Origin of the sequence: uncultured Plantibacter sp. (assembly GCF_963518075.1) — a bacterium.
GTDB classification, from domain to species: domain Bacteria; phylum Actinomycetota; class Actinomycetes; order Actinomycetales; family Microbacteriaceae; genus Plantibacter; species Plantibacter flavus_A.
Window position 1 is genome coordinate 124,846 of sequence record NZ_CAUQHZ010000007.1, and the last position, 18,892, is coordinate 143,737.

The 18,892-nt window shown below is 69.0% G+C and carries 16 protein-coding genes and 2 tRNA genes; 10 read left to right on the forward strand and 8 right to left on the reverse strand.

All coding sequences use genetic code 11. The features are described from left to right. Positions 1 to 84 precede the first annotated feature (84 nt). Positions 85 to 159 (forward strand) — tRNA-Gln (locus tag RWN05_RS10465). Between the two features lie 105 nt (positions 160 to 264). Here RWN05_RS10465 and RWN05_RS10470 read toward each other — a convergent pair. The 6 genes from RWN05_RS10470 to RWN05_RS10495 form a co-directional block, all read right to left on the reverse strand. After that, complete coding sequence (locus RWN05_RS10470; RefSeq protein ID WP_314139454.1) at positions 265 to 876, reverse strand: low molecular weight phosphatase family protein; 612 nt, start codon at positions 874 to 876, stop codon at positions 265 to 267. Continuing rightward, positions 873 to 2,279: a polysaccharide biosynthesis tyrosine autokinase gene (locus tag RWN05_RS10475; RefSeq protein WP_314139455.1), complete on the reverse strand. Its 1,407-nt coding sequence runs from the start codon at positions 2,277 to 2,279 to the stop codon at positions 873 to 875. Before RWN05_RS10475 ends, RWN05_RS10470 begins: the two co-directional genes overlap by 4 nt. 107 nt (positions 2,280 to 2,386) lie before the next feature. Then, the gene (locus tag RWN05_RS10480) at positions 2,387 to 2,863 is read right to left on the reverse strand and encodes a DapH/DapD/GlmU-related protein (protein WP_079002213.1); all 477 of its coding nucleotides are present in this window, start codon (positions 2,861 to 2,863) and stop codon (positions 2,387 to 2,389) included. 154 nt (positions 2,864 to 3,017) lie between these two features. Then, the gene (locus RWN05_RS10485) at positions 3,018 to 6,440 is read right to left on the reverse strand and encodes an error-prone DNA polymerase (protein ID WP_121290167.1); all 3,423 of its coding nucleotides are present in this window, start codon (positions 6,438 to 6,440) and stop codon (positions 3,018 to 3,020) included. 44 nt (positions 6,441 to 6,484) lie between these two features. Then, positions 6,485 to 8,080, reverse strand: coding sequence for a DNA polymerase Y family protein (locus RWN05_RS10490; RefSeq protein WP_314139456.1), 1,596 nt, complete (start codon positions 8,078 to 8,080; stop codon positions 6,485 to 6,487). Then, positions 8,077 to 8,814 (reverse strand): hypothetical protein, encoded by a 738-nt coding sequence (locus RWN05_RS10495; RefSeq protein WP_193555816.1) that lies wholly within the window; start codon positions 8,812 to 8,814, stop codon positions 8,077 to 8,079. The genes RWN05_RS10490 and RWN05_RS10495 overlap by 4 nt, the downstream gene beginning before the upstream one ends. 141 nt (positions 8,815 to 8,955) lie before the next feature. On the opposite strand from RWN05_RS10495, the gene RWN05_RS10500 reads away from it, so the two are divergent. After that, complete coding sequence (locus tag RWN05_RS10500; protein WP_314139458.1) at positions 8,956 to 9,657, forward strand: SOS response-associated peptidase; 702 nt, start codon at positions 8,956 to 8,958, stop codon at positions 9,655 to 9,657. Between the two features lie 191 nt (positions 9,658 to 9,848). On the opposite strand, the gene RWN05_RS10505 is transcribed toward RWN05_RS10500, so the two are convergent. Beyond that, complete coding sequence (locus tag RWN05_RS10505; protein WP_056006986.1) at positions 9,849 to 10,052, reverse strand: cold-shock protein; 204 nt, start codon at positions 10,050 to 10,052, stop codon at positions 9,849 to 9,851. A gap of 372 nt (positions 10,053 to 10,424) precedes the next feature. On the opposite strand from RWN05_RS10505, the gene RWN05_RS10510 reads away from it, so the two are divergent. Next, positions 10,425 to 11,519 (forward strand): acyl-CoA desaturase, encoded by a 1,095-nt coding sequence (locus tag RWN05_RS10510; protein WP_314139459.1) that lies wholly within the window; start codon positions 10,425 to 10,427, stop codon positions 11,517 to 11,519. A gap of 10 nt (positions 11,520 to 11,529) precedes the next feature. On the opposite strand, the gene RWN05_RS10515 is transcribed toward RWN05_RS10510, so the two are convergent. Next, on the reverse strand, positions 11,530 to 12,168 hold the full coding sequence (locus RWN05_RS10515) for an MBL fold metallo-hydrolase (RefSeq protein ID WP_314139460.1): 639 nt from the start codon (positions 12,166 to 12,168) through the stop codon (positions 11,530 to 11,532). Between the two features lie 83 nt (positions 12,169 to 12,251). Between RWN05_RS10515 and RWN05_RS10520 the strand changes: the two genes are divergently transcribed. The 7 genes from RWN05_RS10520 to leuD all read left to right on the forward strand — a co-directional run bounded on the left by RWN05_RS10520 (position 12,252) and on the right by leuD (position 18,880). Further along, complete coding sequence (locus RWN05_RS10520; protein ID WP_314139461.1) at positions 12,252 to 13,154, forward strand: diacylglycerol kinase family protein; 903 nt, start codon at positions 12,252 to 12,254, stop codon at positions 13,152 to 13,154. Positions 13,155 to 13,262: 108 nt separating this feature from the next. Continuing rightward, positions 13,263 to 13,335 (forward strand) — tRNA-Glu (locus RWN05_RS10525). Between the two features lie 164 nt (positions 13,336 to 13,499). Next, positions 13,500 to 14,555, forward strand: coding sequence for a hypothetical protein (locus RWN05_RS10530; RefSeq protein ID WP_314139462.1), 1,056 nt, complete (start codon positions 13,500 to 13,502; stop codon positions 14,553 to 14,555). Continuing rightward, positions 14,552 to 15,478 carry a hypothetical protein gene (locus RWN05_RS10535; protein WP_314139463.1) on the forward strand — a complete coding sequence of 309 codons (927 nt, stop codon included), beginning with the start codon at positions 14,552 to 14,554 and terminating at the stop codon, positions 15,476 to 15,478. Before RWN05_RS10530 ends, RWN05_RS10535 begins: the two co-directional genes overlap by 4 nt. 818 nt (positions 15,479 to 16,296) lie before the next feature. After that, positions 16,297 to 16,596, forward strand: coding sequence for a DUF4333 domain-containing protein (locus RWN05_RS10540; RefSeq protein WP_314139464.1), 300 nt, complete (start codon positions 16,297 to 16,299; stop codon positions 16,594 to 16,596). 191 nt (positions 16,597 to 16,787) lie between these two features. After that, positions 16,788 to 18,284: a 3-isopropylmalate dehydratase large subunit gene (leuC, locus tag RWN05_RS10545; RefSeq protein WP_064296292.1), complete on the forward strand. Its 1,497-nt coding sequence runs from the start codon at positions 16,788 to 16,790 to the stop codon at positions 18,282 to 18,284. Further along, on the forward strand, positions 18,284 to 18,880 hold the full coding sequence (gene leuD, locus RWN05_RS10550) for a 3-isopropylmalate dehydratase small subunit (protein ID WP_079002227.1): 597 nt from the start codon (positions 18,284 to 18,286) through the stop codon (positions 18,878 to 18,880). Before leuC ends, leuD begins: the two co-directional genes overlap by 1 nt. The last annotated feature ends 12 nt before the right edge of the window (positions 18,881 to 18,892 follow it).

Here is an 18,892-nt window from a genome sequence, read left to right on the forward strand (position 1 = left end):
GCGACGCGCCCGGGACGCGTCGATTTGAGACGGCCGCTTCCGTAGGCTAGTGTTGTTCTTCGGTCGGGGCTTCGGTTCTGACAGTGGGGTATGGTGTAATTGGCAACACGACTGATTCTGGTTCAGTTGTTCTTGGTTCGAGTCCAGGTACCCCAGCCAGACAGCAACATCACGAAGAAGGCCCGCGATCATCGCGGGCCTTCGTCGTTTCCGGCGTGATCAGCCCATCCGTTGGCCGGTGGACGCAGAGGCACGCCGACGTCCTCACCGCAGTCCGGAAATCTCTTGGACGGCAGTGCGCTCGAACGCGATGATGCGCTCGACGGCCGGGACGATCTGTGAGGCCATCCGACGGAAGACCTGCGGTCCCTGGCCGAACGGGTCGACGACGTCGTCCTGGGCCGGATCCGGGAGTCGTGCGCCCGTCCGGTTGGCCGCCAGTTCGGGGCCGAGACGCTTCCAGCGCTCTGCTCGCGAACGGGGGAGCCGTCCCGACTCGACGGTGTCGAGGAGCCGGGCGAACTCACGCAGGGAGAAGGTCCGACGCAGCGCCTCCGGGCACAACCTGAGGACGGCGCCGCGATGCTCCCGCGTCATGGTCAGGACGACGTCCTGTCGAGTGACGAGGCCCGCGGTGAGTTGCGTCGCGGCGAAGCCGGCTGCCGTCGCGGCGAGTGGACCGAGCAGCGCCGCGCTCGAAGCGTCGATCGGGTGTCCGCGCAGCGCGCCGGTCCCGGCGCTCCGCACCTCGAAGCCGCACGCCTCGACCTCCGCCAACCCGCTCGTGAGGAGGAACTCGGCATACGGGGATCGACAGATGTTGCCGGTGCAGACGATCAGGATCCGGGTCGGAGGCGGATCGAGCGGGGTGTTCATGCCGTGGTCCGCCCTGGTCGACGCGTCGGGTCGGTCCGGTGGTAGTACGCGTAGGACGACGACTGTTCTCCCCGAGCCACCTCGACACGGTTGAGGACGACTCCGAGGAGCTTCGCCTGGACGAAGCTGAGGTTCTCGAGCGACTGCCGGAGCTGGTCGCGGTGCAGTCGCCCGTCGGCCGACGCCACGAGCAGGACGCCGCTCGCAAGGGTCGACAACGCTGTCGGGTCCGAGACGTTGATGAGTGGGGGCGTGTCGATGATCACCACGTCGTACGCGCGTTCCATCTCCGAGAGCGCGCGCTCCATCGCCGCTGATCCGAGGAGTTCGCTCGGATTCGGCGGCAGCTCGCCGGAGGTGAGGACGGCGAGGCGTCCCGCGCCGTCGACCGCTTGCGCCGCATCGCCGAGGCTGATCCTGCCGGTGAGCACGGTCGTGAGCCCGACCGCGTCCTCGAGACCGAACATCTCGTGCTGGCGGGGTCGGCGCAGATCCGCATCGACGAGGAGGACGGAGTTCCCCGCCTCCGCGAGGACGAGCGCGAGGTTCGCCGAGGTGGTGCTCTTCCCCTCGCCCGGGACCGAGGACGTGACCATCACACTGCGGAGTCCGCCGTCGATGGAGGCGAACTGGAGGTGCGTCCGAAGCTGCCGGAAGCTCTCGGCGCGACGGCTGTAGCTCTCCGTCGATCCGAGGATGAGTTGGGCCGTGTCGGCGGGTTCCGTGTGGAAGGCGCCGAGGATGCTCGTGTCCGTGAGCTTCTCGATCGCCGCGCGTCCGCGGAGACGGGTGTCGAGGACCTCGATGAGCAGTGTGATCCCGACGCCCAGGGCGAGGCCGATGAGGACACCCACCGTGAGGTTCTGCAGTGCGTTGGGTGCGACAGGGGATCGGGGTGGAGACGCTTGTTCGACGATCGTCAGTCCGACCGGGGTCGGATCGCCCGGTGCACCGGCGGCGTCCACCTCGTTGGCGCTCTCGACGTCGTCGACGAGGTCGACGAGCACCTGGGCTGCGGTGTTCGCGATGCGGGCTGCCGCGACCGGATCGCTGTCGACGGCGGAGATGTCGATCAGGACCGACTGTGCAGGATTGGACGCTGAGATCGTCCCGACGAGCGACGCGGGGTCGAGGTCGAGGCGCTCCGCCACCGTGGACCGCACGGTCGAACCGGTGGCGAGGATCACATACGAGGCGACGCGGCTCTGGGCGAAGGCGTTGCCCTGATTGAGGTCGCCCACGGTGTCGCCGCCGGTGACGGCGACGAACAGCTGGCCCGTCGACTGGTACACGGGCTGGGTGACGAGGGTGTACCCGTGGGCGAGCGCCGCTGCTCCCGCGGTGATCGCGACGATGAGCAGCCAGCGATGGCGGAGCATGCGCAGGTAGTCCTTCAGGTCCATCCTGATATGTTAGTCGTCTGGCATGTGCCTCTCGCGCAGCGGAGACGACGCAGGGCCCGGACTCACGAGTCCGGGCCCTGCGTGGCGGTGGTGGGGCGGTCTGCCGGTCAGGCGGCCTTCCCGAACCGGTCGGTGCCGTTCGCACGAGGTCGGCGCGGGGCGCGGTTCGTCTGACGGACCGTCGGCTCGGTCATGACCGGTCGTTCGCTGCCGACCACGGTGCGGTCTGCGACCCTGGCGTCCCGATCGACGCTCGCGCCGTGGGCGACCTGGACGTCGGCGCCGAGACGGGCGTCGCTTCCGACTCGTGCTCCGCGTCCGATGACACAGCGCTCCCCGATGTGGACGTTCGCGCCGATGAAGGCGCCTTCGCCGATCACCGCGGACCGGTCGATCCAGGTTCCGGCACCGATCCAGGCGTTGGCACGGATGTCCGCGTCAGCCTCCACGAAGGTGGTGCGTTCGATGAACGCCGACGGATCGATCAGTGCACGAGCTGCGACCATGCCCTTGCCGTTCGGGTGGTGACGGTACCGTTCCACCTCGCCGGTCCGGCCTTCGATCTCTTCGTACACTCTCGCCATGGGTGACCCCCTTCTGGTCTACTCAACACTGGGGACAACGCCGGATGGCTCCCGGTCATTCCTTCCCGGGGCCTGCCTGGGAATCCCATGAGTCTCGTGCTGTGCTGTAGAGGGTGTTCGGAGGGGGAGCCCGCCGCGGTTTGGTCGTGACGGGTCATTGGAAGTCCCGCGAACGGGTGTTCGCCCCGATCCGGAGCGCTTCCAACCGATCCGCCACCAGATTGACGATGCCTTCCGGGGATCGCTCGAGCATGCCGCGGACCACCATCGCCGGGGCCTCCCTGGCCACGCGGCGATACCGGTTCCAGACGCCGACGCTGCAGATCACGTTGACGAGACCCGCTTCGTCCTCGAGGTTCATGAAGGTGATGCCGCTCGCCGTGGCCGGCCGTTGCCGATGCGTCACGACACCCCCGACCTCCACGCGACGGTCCGTCTGCGCCGTCAGGAGTTCGTCGGACCGCAACGCCCCTCGGCGTGTGAGTTCGGCTCGGACGTGGCGGATCGGATGGTCGTCGGTCGACATCCCGGTCGACCAGATGTCGGAGATGAGTTGTTCGGCGGCCGTCGGAACCGGGAGCAACGGCGGCTGCACGGTCGTGAACGTCCCCTCGAGCTGGTCGGGACGATGCCGACTGGCCTGCGCTGCGCCCCACATCGCCTCACGACGGGTGAGGCCGAATCCGTCGAAGGCGCCCGCCGCCGACAGCGACTCCAACTGCGAGGAGCTCAGGCCGATCCGCCTGGCCAGGTCGGCCTGGCTGGTGAACAGCCCTCCGGACTCCCGTTCGGCGACGATCCGCTTCGCGAGCTCCTCACCGATCCCCTGGACGGAGGAGAGTCCCAGCCGGACGGCGAGTGCGCCGTCGCGCCGGTGTCCTGCCGAATCGTCGGGAAGGAGCGGATCGAAGAGCCCGGTCGGTCCCTGCTCGTGTTCGAGGCAGCGCGTGCGCCCGCCGGGAGCGACCGGGGCGCCGGGGGTGGCCTCCGGGTCGAGCGCTTCGAGGCCTGCCTGTGCGCCGGAGCGATGCAGATCGGGACGCAGGACGGAGACGCCGTGTCGGCGGGCGTCGGCGACGAGCGTCATCGGCGAATAGAACCCCATGGGCTGCGCGCGGAGCAGGGCCGCGAGGAAGGCCCCCGGGTAGTGCAGGCGCAGCCAGGCGCTCACGTAGACGAGGAGGGCGAAGCTCAGGGAGTGGCTCTCGGCGAAGCCGAAGTTGGCGAAGGCCTGGATCTTGGCGTACACGGCATCGGCGTCCGCACCGACGATGCCGTTACCGGCCATGCCGAGGTACAGCGTGTCCTTGAGGCTCTCGATCTTCTCCTCGCCACGCTTCGATCCCATCGCCCGGCGCAGGAGGTCCGCATCCTCGGCCGAGCACCCACCGACGGCCATCGCCATCTGCATGAGCTGCTCCTGGAACAACGGCACGCCGAGCGTGCGTTCGAGGACCGGTTCGAGGCTCGGGTGGAGGTAGGTGATGGGCTCCTGGCCGGTCTTCCGGCGCAGGTAGGGGTGTACCGCGCCGCCCTGGATGGGCCCCGGGCGGATCATGGCGACCTCGATGACGAGATCGTAGAACCGGCGGGGGAGCAGACGTGGCAGCATGCCCATCTGCGCGCGGCTCTCCACCTGGAAGACCCCGATGGTGTCGGCCCGGCAGAGCTGGTCGTAGACCCCTGCTTCGTCCTTCGGGATGGTCTCGAGGGTCCAGCGCTCCCCGGTGTGCTCGGCCACGAGGTCGAAGCAGTACTGGATGGCCGAAAGCATGCCGAGACCCAGGAGGTCGAACTTGACCAGACCCATCCAGGCGCAGTCGTCCTTGTCCCACTGGAGGACCGTGCGACCGTCCATGCGCCCGTGCTCGATCGGGCAGACCTCGCCGACCGGGCGATCGGTCAGGACCATGCCACCCGAGTGGATGCCCAGGTGCCGGGGCAGGGTGAGCATCTGCTGCGCGAGGCCGACGACGCGCTCGGGGATGTCGTGGTCGGTGCTCGACATGACCCCGCCCCAACGCTCGACCTGTTTCGACCAGGCGTCCTGCTGACCGGGGCTGTACCCGAGCGCCTTGGCGGTGTCGCGGACGGCGAACTTCGGCCGATAGCTGATGATGTTCGCGACCTGAGCGGCGTTGCGGCGTCCGTAGGTCTCGTAGACGTACTGGATGGCCTCCTCGCGCCGGTCCGAGTCGAAGTCGACGTCGATGTCGGGCTCCTCCTCCCGCATACTGGAGAGGAACCGTTCGAACGGCAGCTCGTAGAAGATCGAGTCGACCGCGGTGATCCCGAGCAGGTAGCAGACGGCCGAGTTCGCGGCGGAACCGCGTCCCTGGCAGAGGATGCCACGGCCGCGGGCGAAACTGACGATGTCGTGCACGATCAGGAAGTACCCGGGGAAGTCCTTCTGCTCGATGACCTCGAGTTCCCGTTCGATGCGTCGGAGGTGTTCGGGAGTGGCGTCGGGGTATTTGACGGGGACGGCTTCGAGCACCAGATGCCGGAGCCAGCTCATGGGCGTATGGCCCTCCGGCACGCGCTGTCGCGGGAGCTTCGGGCGGACCGCCCGCAGGCTGAAGGCGAGTTCATCCGCCAGCTCGACGCTCCGTGCCACCGCTCCGGGGTATCTTGCGAACCGGTCCGCCATCTCGGCTCCGCTCCGCAGGTGCGCGGTTCCGGCCGCGGGAAGCCATCCGTCGAGTTCGTCGAGGCTGCGTCGTGCTCGGACGGCCGCCAGCGCGGTCTGGAGTCGATGCTGCTCGGGCGTGGCGTAATGGACGTTGCCGGTCGCGACGACGGTGAGGTCGAGCAACGCCGCGATCTCGGCGAGTGCATCGTTCTCCGCCGAGTCCTCCGGGTGGCCGTGGTCGCTCAACTCGACGACGACGTGCTCCGGACCGAACAGGGCGACGAGTCGGTCGACCGCGGCGGCGGCGGCCTCCGGACCATGCTCACGGAGCGCGGTGCGGACGAACCCCTTACGGCACCCGGTGAGCACGGTCACGTGGCCGGCGACGGAGGCGGCGAGCCGCTCGAGGTCGTAGATCGGGTGGCCCTTCTCGGCTCCGTCGGCGAGTTGTGCGTCCGTGATCGCGCCGGCCAGGCGGTGATACCCCTCTGCTCGACGGGCGAGCAGGAGCAGATGATGCCCGACGGGGTCGGGGACGCCGTTCTGCGGCCGGTCCAGGCCGATGGACAGTTCGGCACCGTAGACCGTCCGGAGGTCGGGGAACCGTTCCGCCGCCTCGGCCATCCGGACGACACCGTAGAAACCGTCGTGGTCGGTGAGCGCGAGCGCGTGCAGGCCGAGTGCCGCAGCCTCTTCGACGAGCCGCTCCGGCGGGCTCGCGCCGTCGAGGAAGCTGAAGCTCGAGTGCGCGTGGAGTTCCGCATAGGGGACCCGCGTCGTCGACGGGCGCTGCTCCGGTGGTTCGGGGACGTACGGTTGACGCTTCCGCGACCAGGCCGGGCTGTCCCCACCGTCGGCTCCCAGCGGCAGGGTGGCCGGACGGCTCGCGTCGGACAGACGGCGCTCGAACTCCGACCATGAGACCGGGGGGTTGTTCCATCCCATGCTGGGCTCCTTCGTCATGCGGTGTGGTGCGGACGTGATGCGGTTCAGTCGTAGCGGGCCTCGGCCCTCCAGTGCTGCTCCTCCAACAGGAGCAGCCAGGCGTCACCCGCATCGTCGAGGACCTGGAGACGGTGGACGCGATGGTGGCCGTCGGCGTCCCACCAGCGTTCGTCGATGCTCCAGGGACCGGCCCAACCGTGGATGACGTGCCAGTCCGAGAGGGCGAAGAACCGTGCTGGTGCTGCACTCACGGTGCTGCGCTCGTCGACGGCCACAGTCTGACCCGTCGCGTCGACGACCTCGACCGGCACGGCGGTGTCGAAGACGGTCGACGGAGCCGCCCCCGGGATGGTCCCGGGCCACGGCCGGTTCCGGCGTTCGGCCACGGCCGCCTCACCACCCGGTGGAACACTGCCCCAGGGGACGAGGATGCGGCGGTCGAGGAGGAGGCGTCCGCCGGACGGCACCGCGGTCACGACGCCGTCGTGACCGAGCATGCTCTGGACGCGGGCGAGTCCGCTGTGGATGCGTTCGTCCGGTCCGCTGCCCCAGAGCCCTTCCTCGTGTTCCGCGGCGTCGTCGAGGGTCTCCGGGACGACCTCGACGAGTTCGACGGGGGAGGCGAGTCCGTGATCGATGTCGGACGCGCCCTGCAGCTGCCAACGCACGCGATCGAGGACGTCGCCGGCGGTGAACCAGCGTGGGTGGAGCCAGGTGCGGGTGGAGCGCTCCCCGCGCTCGCTCCGCATGCTGATCGTGATCGCGGTGGTCACGAGGCCGGCCTCCGCTAGGCCGGTGATGAACCGTTCCGCGGACTGCCGGAACCCGAAGGTCAGCTGGTCGATGCGGTCGAGCGGGGGCTCGAAGGCGATCGACACGGCCAGCTCGGTGGGTGGCACGCGGGGGACGACGCTTCGGGCGTCCGCGCCGGCTGCGAGGCGGTGCGCTCGGGCGCCGTCGGCTCCGAAGCGGTCGCGGACCTCGGTCGCGGGCAATGCGCCGAACGCCCCCAGGGTGCTGATCCCGAGCCGGTGCAGCAGTGAGCTGAGTTCGGGGCGCCCGAGGGTGGACAGGGGGAGTGGGGCCAGGAAGGCGGGAGAGGCTCCGGAGGGGATGGCGATGATCCGGGAACCGTCCTGCTGGAACGCGGTGGACCTCGCGGCCTGCTCCGCGGCGAAGGGGCCGTCGGCGATGCCGATCCGTGCATCGGGGACACCGAGCTCGTCGAGGCGGGTCAGGAGGACCTCCGCCGCAGCCGACTCGCCGCCGTAGTATCTGCTCGGTCCTCGGGATCGGATGGCGCAGAGCCCGGCCCGGAAGGGCTGGACGCCCGGCATGAGCTCCTCGATGCCGAGGAGGACCGGCTCGAAGGCGCGGGTGTCGACGACCGGGTCGTAGTCGGCGGTCGCCAGTTCCGGACAGCGGGCCTCGGCCTCGCGGACACGGAGTCCACGCCGCACTCCTGCTCGACGTGCGCTGGCGTCGCAGGCCAGGACCTCACCATGCTCGACCAGGGCCAGCGGAGCGTCGGCCGTGTCCTCGGACAGCGTTCCAGAGAGTCGTACCGCCACGATCGGCCAGTCAGGACACCAGAGGACCATGGTGCGCTCGACCTGTCCCGCAGGCGGTTCGGTCGTCATCGGTTCACGACCATCGGGAGCCGGACGACCGTGTCGTCGTCGAGGAGGCCGGAGCCGGCGAGCGGTGCGGTGCGACCCTCGGTCGATCCCAGGGGCAGCGTCAGGTGCGCGGTCCTGGGCCGGCCCGCAGCCCCTTGGCCGAGCATCGAGCTGACGGTGAGTCGCCGATGCCGGAGATGTCCGTGCCCCGCCCCGAGGCCGCTCCAGGAGCTCTCGGTCACGCGCAACGTCGCATCGCTCTGCGGCCAGGAACCGAGGACGATCAGTGCGGCCTCGCGCTGCCGGAGGCGAGCCGCGAGTCTGGCGGCGTCGCTCGGGGCGATCCGTCCGGGAGGCGCTGTGATGAGCACGCCGGCGACGTCGGCCATGGCCGCGGTGACCGTGAGCCAGTCCGGACCGGGCTGGGGGACGAGGACGAGTCGTTCGAGGTCGATGCCCATGGAGGCCGCCGCCTCCACGCCGAACGACGGGAGACCGATGACGGCGCACCAGGTCCCGGCTGCTGACGGCCCGGCCATGAGCGACATGGCGAGCGCCGTGGAGCCGAGCACAGAGTAGCTGCCTCCGGCCTGGAGGGCGCCACCGGGCAGGAGCCGGGAGAGCTCAGGAGCGGTCGGCAGGGATCGGGTGTCGAGGCGCGTCCCCTGCATCCGCTTGATGCGCCCCTGGAGTTCGTGCAGCTCGGTCGCGGTGTCCGCCCTGACGGGGGAGTCGACGAGTGCGCGGAGGGCCATGGCTCAATATTCGAACATATCTTCGAACAAGTCAACCGGCTCGATCCGGTCTCGACGACGACTGACGGATGACTCGACCATGGTCCGGCATCCCACCGACACGCGGTCCGCGGTGTCGGCGGCGCCCGGTACGCTGGGCCCATGTGCGGACGTTTCGTCGTGACCGAATCCACCGAGGAACTCATCGAGCTCTTCGACATCGACCACGCGGCTGCCGAGCTGCCCGGGCCCTCGTACAACGTGCGCCCGACCGAGCAGATCCCGATCATCCTCGACTCGGTGAAGACGGGGCCGGCGGTCCGCCGGCTCGAATCGGCGCGGTGGTCACTCGTGCCGTCGTTCGCCACCGAGCTGAAGAGTCAGTACCCGACCTTCAACGCTCGCGCGGAGGAGGTCACCACCAAGCCCACGTTCGCGCCATCGGTCAAACAGAAGCGCGCATTGGTCCCCGCCGCCGGGTACTACGAGTGGCACACCGAGGGCGCGACGAAGACCCCGTACTACGTGCAGACCGCTGGTGGTGAACCGATCGTCTTCGCGGCCCTCTACTCGTGGTGGCGCGACCGCTCGCGACCGGACGACGACCCGCGGCGTTGGGTGCTGAGCGCGACGATCCTCACGCGGCCGGCGGTCGGTCCCTTGCAGGAGCTGCACCCACGGACGCCCGTGACGCTGCCTCCGGAATGCTGGGACGCCTGGCTTGACCCGCACCACGAGGCCGACCAGGACGAGGTCGACGAGATGGTGTCCGCAGCGACCGACGTCGCCGAGCAGCTCGTCTCCCACCGGGTGGCGCCGTTGCAGGGCGATGGACCGGAGCTCATCCTCCCCGTCCAGGAGTAGCCGCAGGAGAGTCGGCCGGAGACACGGAACGGAACCGCCCCGGAGGCTCAGCACTGGCCTGGAGACACGGCACCGGCCTTGGAGACACAGAACCGCCCCTGACGCGAACGTCAGGGGCGGTTCCCGGTGTCTCAGACGCGAGGGCTGGAATGACCGGCCGCTCGGATCGTCAGCTCCGACTGATCAGAGAATCAGAGGGGGCGGATGTTCTCGGCCTGCAGGCCCTTGGGGCCCTGGTTGGTCTCGAACTCGACCTTCTGGTTCTCCTCGAGCGAGCGGTAGCCGCTCGTCGCGATGGCGGAGAAGTGTGCGAAGACGTCGGCGCTGCCGTCGTCAGGAGTGATGAATCCGAAGCCCTTTTCGGCGTTGAACCACTTCACAGTTCCAGTTGACATGTATTTCCTCTTTCATGAGTGACCGTTCCCGACTTTCGGGCCCGTTCGTCGCGGTGTTCTTTGCTCGCTCCTCAGAAAAGCAGCGTATCCATCGGTGGAAACGCGGCTTGAAATACCTGCGCAACACAACAACTTCGATCCACGTTAGCCCATCTCGGCTCGAAACGGCAGCCGAACATGTAACGGATTGGCCAATTCCGCATCTTTTTCCGACATTCGTTGTGATGCCTGGGTATCTCCAGCGGATCTCGCGGTGTGCGGTGATTCCCCAGCCGTCGACCGTAGGCTGAGGCCATCTGCAGAGCTCATGCTCGCCCGAGCGTCCGCTCACCATCCCGGCTGGGAAGTCGACACGATTCCTCCGGAGTGCCCATGTCAACTGAAGCCATCCTCGGCCCGGTTCGTGCCACGAGCCCCCGCAAGCCCGGCGCTGCGAACGTCACCAGCTCCTACTCGTCGCTGTTGAAGACGGTTCGCGAAGCAGGACTCCTCCGCCGCCACCGCACGTTCTACATCCTCACGTTCTCGTTCCTCGTGGTCGCGCTCCTCGGCTGCGTCACCGGCTTCGTCCTGCTCCGCGAGTCGTGGTTCCAGTTGCTCATCGCCGGCGCGCTCGGCATCATCCTCACCCAGTTCGCCTTCCTCGCCCACGAGGCATCGCACCGTCAGGTCTTCGATTCGGGCCGGGCGAACGACCGCGCCGGTCGCTTCCTCGCGGCGGGCATCGTCGGCATCAGCTACTCGTGGTGGATGACGAAGCACACGCGCCACCACGCGAACCCGAACCAGGTCACCAAGGACCCCGACATCGAGATCGACACGATCTCCTTCATCGAGGAGGACGCGGCGAAGGCCAAGGGCCTGCAGGCGCTGATCACCCGGAAGCAGGGCTACCTCTTCTTCCCCCTCCTCATGCTGGAGGGCATCAACCTCCACGCGCTGTCCTTCAAGACCCTCTTCGGTCCGGGCAAGGTCGACGGCCGCGCCGCCGAGATCAGCATGATCGTCGCCCGCGTCGGTCTGTACCTGGCCGCGATCTTCCTCTTCCTGCCCGTCGGCATGGCGTTCGCGTTCCTCGGCGTCCAGCTCGCGGTCTTCGGCGTCTACATGGGTGCGTCCTTCGCGCCGAACCACAAGGGCATGCCGATCATCCCGGCGGACATGAAGCTCGACTTCCTCCGCAAGCAGGTGCTGACCTCGCGCAACGTCCGCGGCTTCGGCATGGCCACCTTCATGGGCGGCCTGAACTACCAGATCGAGCACCACCTGTTCCCGAGCATGCCTCGCCCGGCTCTGGCCCGTGCTCGCGTCATCGTGCGGGAGCACTGCGAGACCCAGCAGGTGCCGTACACGGAGACGACCCTGCTGCAGTCCTACGCCATCGTCATCGAGTACCTCAACCGGGTCGGACTCTCAGCCCGCGACCCGTTCGACTGCCCGGCGGCGGCGAACTTCCGCCGCCGGTAGTCGTCCGGTCTCAGACCTCGAGCGTGTCGAGCGGGGCGAGCGGGTAGTAGGTCCCGCCGCCCTGTTCGGTCGCCCACTGCAGGCGGTCGTGCGACATGCTCTGTCCCGGCCCTGAGAGCACCATCTCGTGCGTCCCGAACGCGCGCTTCGGGGCGACGGCGGTGACGAAGTCCATGCCCTCGGAGATCTTCATCCACGGTGCACCGGCCGGCGCGGCCAGGAGGTCGACGTCGACGCCCTCGGGGACGGCGAAGGAATCGCCGGGGTAGTACACGAGGTCGTTGATGAGGACGCCGACGTTGTCGATCACCGGGATCGACGAATGGATGACCGCGTGGGTCCCGCCGAAGAACCGGAGCGTGAATGGCCCCACTTCGACCACGTCTCCCGGGGCGACGACGGTGATGTCGTACCCGTCCGCGGCGGCGGCGACACCGGCCGGTCCGTAGAGGACCGCCTCCGGGCTCGCGGCGAGGATGCGGTCGAGGTGCTCCGCGGTCCAGTGGTCGGGGTGCAGGTGCGTGATCAGGACCGCCGCGGTGTGCTCCACATCGGCGATCGGGGACGTGAACGCGCCCGGGTCGACGATCAGCTTGGCGCCGTCCGTCTCGAGGAGGAATGCTGCATGTTCGAACTTCGTGAGTCTCATAGGACGAGTGAATACCGTGGGAGCGCCGGGGGCAACCCGGTCATCCGGGTATCCGGCCGCCGTGGGCCTGTCAGAATCGGCAGGTGACCACGCAGCCCCGACGCATCGGCGTCGCCATCAACCCGACCGCGTCGTTCGGCTCGACCCGAGCCGTCGGCCCGATGGTGCTCGACGCCCTCGAGCAAGCCGGGCACCGCGCCGTCCGCCTGCAGGAGCAGACCGTCGGGCAGCTCCGGAGCGCGGTGCAGACTGCCATCGAGGCTGGGTTGGACGCGCTCGTCGTCGTCGGTGGCGACGGCATGGTGAGTCTGGCCGTCGAGGCGGCGCGTGACTCGGGCCTGCCGTTCGGCGTGGTCCCGTCCGGCACGGGCAACGACATCGCCAGGGGACTCGGGATCCCGCTGGGGGATCCCGCAGCCGCGATCGCGTCCCTGCTCCGTGCGCTCGAGGGTGGGCCGCGCGTGATCGACGCCGGCACGGTGACGGACGGCGAGCGGACGACCTGGTTCGTCGGTGCGGTGTCCGCAGGGTTCGACGCCCTCGTCAACGAACGGGCGAACCGCATGCGACGGCCGCGCGGTCGCAGTCGGTACACGATCGCGATCCTCCGAGAGCTCCTGGCCCTGCGACCCCGCCGGTACGAGCTGACCGTGGACGGGACGCCGGAGACGGTCGACGCCGTCCTCCTCGCCGTGGCGAACAACACCTCGATCGGTGGTGGCATGCTCATCGCGCCGCAGGCGGACCTCGCCGACGGCCGATTCGACCTGTTCGTCGTCGCACCCGTGTCCCGGTTCCGGTTCCTCCGGCTGTTCCCCAAGGTCTTCTCGGGTGCCCACACCGGCCTCGACATCGTGCGCCTGTCGCCGGTCCGTTCCGTCTCGATCGCCGCGGACGGCATCACGGCCTATGCCGACGGGGAGCGCATCGGTCCGCTGCCGGTCACGATCGACGTGGTCCCCGGAGCCCTCCGCGTCCTCGTCTGAGCCTGTCCGCCCGACCGTGAGCACCGCGCGACACGCCCGTCGGATGCCGCTGGTGGCCTCGATTTGTACGGCTCGAAATCGTATGGCATACTCATATCCGTTGCTTACGGCCCCATCGTTTAGCGGCCTAGGACACCGCCCTCTCACGGCGGCAGCACGGGTTCAAATCCCGTTGGGGTCACAACACCGAACGAAGCCTCGCTCTCCTGAGTCATCAGGGAGCGGGGCTTCGTTCATTCGGCGGCTCGAGCGTGCCCCGGGATGTCCACACAGGCCCTCCAGGATGCGCGGAAGGCAGGGCCCGCACCGATCTCGCCGAGCGCCGCTGCGTGCTAGCTTGGCCGGGTGACCGTGAAGCAGAAGCGCCGCGCTCCGGCGACAGCCGCAGTCCTGATCCTCGCCGCGCTGCTGACGGGGTGTTCCATCCCGGTGACGGGGGAGGCCGTGGCCGGCGGTGCGGGCCCGGTCGTCGACGTGGCCGGCGGCACCGACGACACCCTGCGCAAGGACTTCGACGCGAGCCCCCAGGAGGTCAACGACTACTGGACCGACGACAAGTTCGGGGGAGCGACGGCACCGGACCTGAAGCCGGGCGAGGACACGCTCACGGGTGACCAGGCCACCGGGGTGGTCGTACACCCGAGTACCGGCGTCGGTCCCGACGTCGACGTCAAGGCCATCGCCCCGACAGCGGCCGGCGATCCGTACCCGGCGACCGGACTGGCGGCGGCGACGCAGGGACGTCTCTACTTCTCCATCGGCGGCGCCACCTACGTCTGCTCCGCGAGCGTCGTCAACGCTCCGACCATGGACCTCGTCCTAACGGCGGGTCACTGCGTCTGGGACACGTACGGCAAACAGCTCGCCGAGAACATCATCTTCATCCCGGCCGACGCGGCCAACGGCCAGACCCAGCCCTACGGGCAATGGGCCGGGGTCAGCACCTACGTCCCCGACGAGTTCACGAGTGAGGCGACCTCGGACGCCAGCGGTGCGACGAGCGGCAATGGCTGGGCCTACGACTTCGCCTTCATCCGGCTCGCCCCGAACGCTGCAGGCCAGAAGATCCAGGAGGTGACCGGCGGTCAGGGCATCTCGTTCGGTACGCCGCCCGAGGGCATCACGGTGATCGGGTATCCATCCGCCGCACCGTTCGACGGTCAGTCGCAGCGCTACTGCGCGAGCCAGGCCGCCACCAAGGGCTATGCCGGATACCGGGTCGACTGCCTCATGACCCCGGGTTGCTCGGGCGGGGGCTGGCTCACCCGCCTGGATCCCGCCACCGGCGCCGGGTACGTCACCTCGGTCACCTCACGCGGCGACGGTTCCTGGCTCGAGGGCCCCGTCCTCGGACAGCGGGCACTCACCCTGTACAACGACGCTCTGGCGGAGGGGTCATGACCGCCAGCGCGAGTATGACGCGACGCCGGCGGCGGATCGGCGTCCTGGCTCTGGCCGGGACCGCCGCGCTCGCCTTGAGCGCGTGCACGACGCCCGGATCGGCGTTCCCCGACGCCGCCGCCCAGCAGAGCTACATGCAGGATCTCGCCGAGGCGAGGTTGGAGTTGCTGTCAGCCCAGATCGGCCAGGCGCCGGACGTGATCGGGTCGGCATACGTCCACGCCGTCTCGGGAGACCTCGAGTCGCACGAGAACGACTCGGTCGTGCTCTTCGGCGACCCGACCGCGTCGTTCAGCCAGGACAAGGGCTCGGCCGACGGCGACACCGTCGACATCTATCACCAGGCGGGAGTCGACTACGACCTCCTGCTGCTCGGCGGTGAACTCAAGGAGCTCGCACCCACGGAGTGGGTGGCCGTCCAGACGCAGTATGTGGCTGACGAGGACGCCGAGGGTTCGCTCGGGCCGGCCTGCGTCTACCCCGGTATCTCCATCGCGTGCGACATCTACAGCGCGGTCGAAACCACTCGCAGCTCGGGGGACGGCGCGCTCAGCAGCGTCGTCGTCTCGATGCGCAACGACGGCTCCTCGCAGATCTCGACGAGCGCGAGCCTCGAGAGCGTGCTGGCCGTCGGGACGCTGTTCGACCTCCCGGACGACCTCGTCTCGTCGTTCAGCGAGGACGACCTCGCGACGCTCCTCCCGGTGACGATCTTCCAGAACGCCGAGGGCGGCCTCGTGAAGATGGAGTTGAGCGGGACGGTCGACAGCAAGACGACGCTGCAGTTGCAGGCCGGCTTCGAGGTGTCGGGCACGTCGACGCTCGAGGACCTGCCGACCGCACCATCAGGATTCGACGTGACGGTGATCCCGGCGGCCGATCAGGCCGCGTTCTGGGATCGGATCGAGGAGTTGAGGAAATGACCGACGACCAGAAGCCCGAGGACCTCGGAAAGCCCCCGGTCGGCGGCCCCTTGCGCCCCGACCAGCAGCCGCCGGGATTCCCCGACCCGAACGCACCCCGCCTGGAATTCGGACCGGGAAGCCCGCAGCGTCAGACGCCGCCGCAGAACGGTGCACCCCAGAACGGCGCGCCGCAGGGTCAGAACGGACCGCCGCAGGGCGCCCCGTCGCAGAACGGCCCGTCTCAGCCGTCCGCGCCTGGTCAGACCGGTGGAGGGCCTCGTCCGCAGGGAGGCGCCCCCGGGCAGCAGTCCAACGGTCCTGCTCCGCAACCATCCGCCCAGCCCGGAGCGCCGTTCGCCGGCGCGCCCGGTGGGCAGCCGTGGGTGCAGCAGCAGCGGCCCTCGAACACAGGCCCGAACCAGCAGCCGCAGCAGCATGGGCGGCCAGGCGGTCCGGACGGGTTCCGGCCCCCGACATCGACTGGTCAGCCCGGTCACGCGCCCGGGGGTCCTCAGCAGGGTCAGGCCCCCGGCCAGGCTCCACAGGGACGTCCGTTCGGCGCGCCGCAGGGCCAGCCTCAGAACCAGCTTCAGGGGCCGCAGGGTCAACCTCCTTACGGTCAGGCACGCCCGGCCGGACCACAGCCCTTCGGTCCGGGACAGGCGCAGCACCCGACCGGCCCGTTCCAGCCAGGTCCGCAACAGCAAGGATCGCAGTCCGGTCCGCAGCAGACCGGTCCGTTCCGTCCCGGCCCCGAATACGGCGTCGCGGGCCAGCAGCCTGCTCCGAGCCGCAAACCCGCCCGCAGGCCGCTCGGGCGCAAGCTCTGGATCGGCGTGCTCATCGGTGCGGTCGCCGCATCGCTCATCGCCGTCCCGCTCACCCTCCTCTCGGTCGGTCGCCTGTTCACGCCGATGCTCGACCGCGCCTCGGTGCAGACCGGTGTGGCCGAGGTGCTCAAACAGGACTTCGGCCTCGCGGACGTCGAGAAGGTCGAGTGCCCGAGTGACCAGCCGGCCACGACCGGGACGCAGTTCGAGTGCACGTTCTCGTACAACGCGAAGAGCTACCCGGTGGCCGTCGAGGTCATCAACGACCAGGGGCAGTACCGCGTCGGGATCGACGCGCCGAAGTAGCACGGTGTCGGCGCCGACGTCCCCTCGAGCGACGACGGTACCGACGTCTTCGCCACGGACCGGGTGGTACGCTGGGCGAATGTTGTCCGGGCTGCTCCTCCTTCCCAGCCGCGACGAGGCCTAGTTCCAGGCTCCCTCGTCGCGGAGGTCGCTGACGCCTGACCACTCATCGTTTGAAGGAATTCCACGACATGTCGCAGCTGAACGCCGATCCGTCCGTCCCGAGCATTCCCGAGCATCCACGCACGCTCGCCGAGAAGGTCTGGGACGACCACCTCGTCGTCAAGGGTGAGGACGGCACGCCCGACCTCATCTACATCGACCTGCACCTCGTCCACGAGGTGACGAGCCCGCAGGCCTTCGACGGCCTTCGCCTGGCCGACCGGCCGCTGCGTCGCGTCGACCTCACGATCGCGACCGAGGACCACAACACCCCGACGCTCGCGATCGACAAGCCGATCGCCGACCTCACCAGCCGTACGCAGATCGAGACCCTCCGTCGCAACGCCGCGGAGTTCGGGGTGCGGATCCACTCCCTCGGCGATCTCGATCAGGGGATCGTGCACGTCGTCGGGCCGCAGCTCGGCCTCACGATGCCCGGGATCACGGTCGTCTGCGGCGACTCGCACACCTCGACCCACGGCGCCTTCGGGGCCATGGCCTTCGGTATCGGCACCAGCGAGGTCGAGCACGTCATGGCCACGCAGACGCTGCCGCTGAAGCCATTCAAGACCATGGCGATCACCGTCGAGGGCACGCTGCGGCCGGGGGTGACCGCGAAGGACATCATCCTCGCCGTCATCGCGAAGATCGGCACCGGCGGCGGGCAGGGCTACGTCCTCGAATACCGCGGCTCGGCGATCCGTGCGCTCTCCATGGAGGGCCGCATGACGATCTGCAACATGTCGATCGAGGCCGGAGCCCGCGCCGGCATGGTCGCCCCGGACCAGATCACCTACGACTACCTGCAGGGTCGTCCGCACGCACCGACCGGAGCCGACTGGGACGAGGCCGTCGCCTACTGGGACACGCTTGCGACCGACGAGGGCGCCGCCTTCGACGCCGAGGTCTTCCTCGACGCCGACACGCTGGAGCCCTTCGTCACGTGGGGCACCAACCCCGGACAGGGCGTCTCGCTGAGCGAGAACGTGCCCGACCCGGCGGCCATCGCCGACCCGAACGAGCGGTCCGCCGCCGAGCGCGCCCTGGAGTACATGGCGCTCGAGGCCGGCACTCCGATGAAGGAGATCCCGGTGGACGCGGTCTTCATGGGCTCCTGCACGAACAGCCGGATCGAAGACCTGCGGGCGTTCGCATCCATCATCGAGGGCCGCACGAAGGCCGAGGGGGTGCGGGTCATGGTGGTCCCGGGTTCCGCCCGGGTTCGGATCGAGGCGGAGGCCGAGGGGCTCGACAAGATCATCACCGACTTCGGTGCGGAGTGGCGGTTCGCCGGATGCTCCATGTGCCTCGGGATGAACCCCGACCAGCTCGCTCCGGGCGAGCGCTGCGCCTCGACGTCGAACCGGAACTTCGAGGGCCGTCAGGGCAAGGGTGGCCGCACGCACCTCGTCTCGCCGCTCGTCGCCGCGGCGACCGCCATCCGTGGAACGCTCTCCAGCCCGGGCGACCTCGAGGTCGAGCCCGGCAGACACGCCGCCACCGAGCAGGAAGGCGTGCACGCCTGATGGACAAGTTCACGACCGTCACCGGCATCGCCGCTCCGATGCGACGCTCCAACGTCGACACCGACCAGATCATCCCCGCCGTCTACCTGAAGCGGGTCACAAAGACCGGCTTCGAGGACGCGCTCTTCGCGGGGTGGCGTCAGGACCCCGACTTCGTCCTGAACCAGCCCGTCTACGAGGGTGCCAGCATTCTCGTCGCGGGGCACGACTTCGGCACCGGCTCGTCGCGTGAGCACGCCGTGTGGGCCTTGCGGGACTTCGGGTTCAAGGTCGTCGTGTCGTCCCGCTTCGGCGACATCTTCCGCGGGAACTCCGGCAAGCAGGGCCTCCTGGCCGCCCAGGTCACGGAGGAGGAGCTCGAGCAGCTCTGGGCTGCGATCGAGGCCGCCCCCGGCACCGATTCCGTCGTCGACCTCATCTCCCGGACCATCACGGTCGGCGATCTCACGGTTTCGTTCCAGGTCGACGATTACACTCGGTGGCGGCTCATCGAAGGACTCGATGACATCGGGCTGACGCTCCGTAGCGAGGAGCAGATCACCGCATTCGAAGCCCGGCGGCCGAACTGGCTGCCCCGCACCATTCCCGTCAAGTAGCAAGGCAGTAGG

Excerpts from the sequence above, each read along its gene's own strand:
- RWN05_RS10470 (WP_314139454.1), bottom strand. The coding sequence starts at position 876 with ATGAACACCCCGCTCGATCCGCCTCCGACCCGGATCCTGATCGTCTGC.
- RWN05_RS10475 (WP_314139455.1), bottom strand. The coding sequence starts at position 2,279 with ATGGACCTGAAGGACTACCTGCGCATGCTCCGCCATCGCTGGCTGCTC.
- RWN05_RS10480 (WP_079002213.1), bottom strand. The coding sequence starts at position 2,863 with ATGGCGAGAGTGTACGAAGAGATCGAAGGCCGGACCGGCGAGGTGGAA.
- RWN05_RS10485 (WP_121290167.1), bottom strand. The coding sequence starts at position 6,440 with ATGGGATGGAACAACCCCCCGGTCTCATGGTCGGAGTTCGAGCGCCGT.
- RWN05_RS10490 (WP_314139456.1), bottom strand. The coding sequence starts at position 8,080 with ATGACGACCGAACCGCCTGCGGGACAGGTCGAGCGCACCATGGTCCTC.
- RWN05_RS10495 (WP_193555816.1), bottom strand. The coding sequence starts at position 8,814 with ATGGCCCTCCGCGCACTCGTCGACTCCCCCGTCAGGGCGGACACCGCG.
- RWN05_RS10500 (WP_314139458.1), top strand. The coding sequence starts at position 8,956 with ATGTGCGGACGTTTCGTCGTGACCGAATCCACCGAGGAACTCATCGAG.
- RWN05_RS10505 (WP_056006986.1), bottom strand. The coding sequence starts at position 10,052 with ATGTCAACTGGAACTGTGAAGTGGTTCAACGCCGAAAAGGGCTTCGGA.
- RWN05_RS10510 (WP_314139459.1), top strand. The coding sequence starts at position 10,425 with ATGTCAACTGAAGCCATCCTCGGCCCGGTTCGTGCCACGAGCCCCCGC.
- RWN05_RS10515 (WP_314139460.1), bottom strand. The coding sequence starts at position 12,168 with ATGAGACTCACGAAGTTCGAACATGCAGCATTCCTCCTCGAGACGGAC.
- RWN05_RS10535 (WP_314139463.1), top strand. The coding sequence starts at position 14,552 with ATGACCGCCAGCGCGAGTATGACGCGACGCCGGCGGCGGATCGGCGTC.
- leuC (WP_064296292.1), top strand. The coding sequence starts at position 16,788 with ATGTCGCAGCTGAACGCCGATCCGTCCGTCCCGAGCATTCCCGAGCAT.
- leuD (WP_079002227.1), top strand. The coding sequence starts at position 18,284 with ATGGACAAGTTCACGACCGTCACCGGCATCGCCGCTCCGATGCGACGC.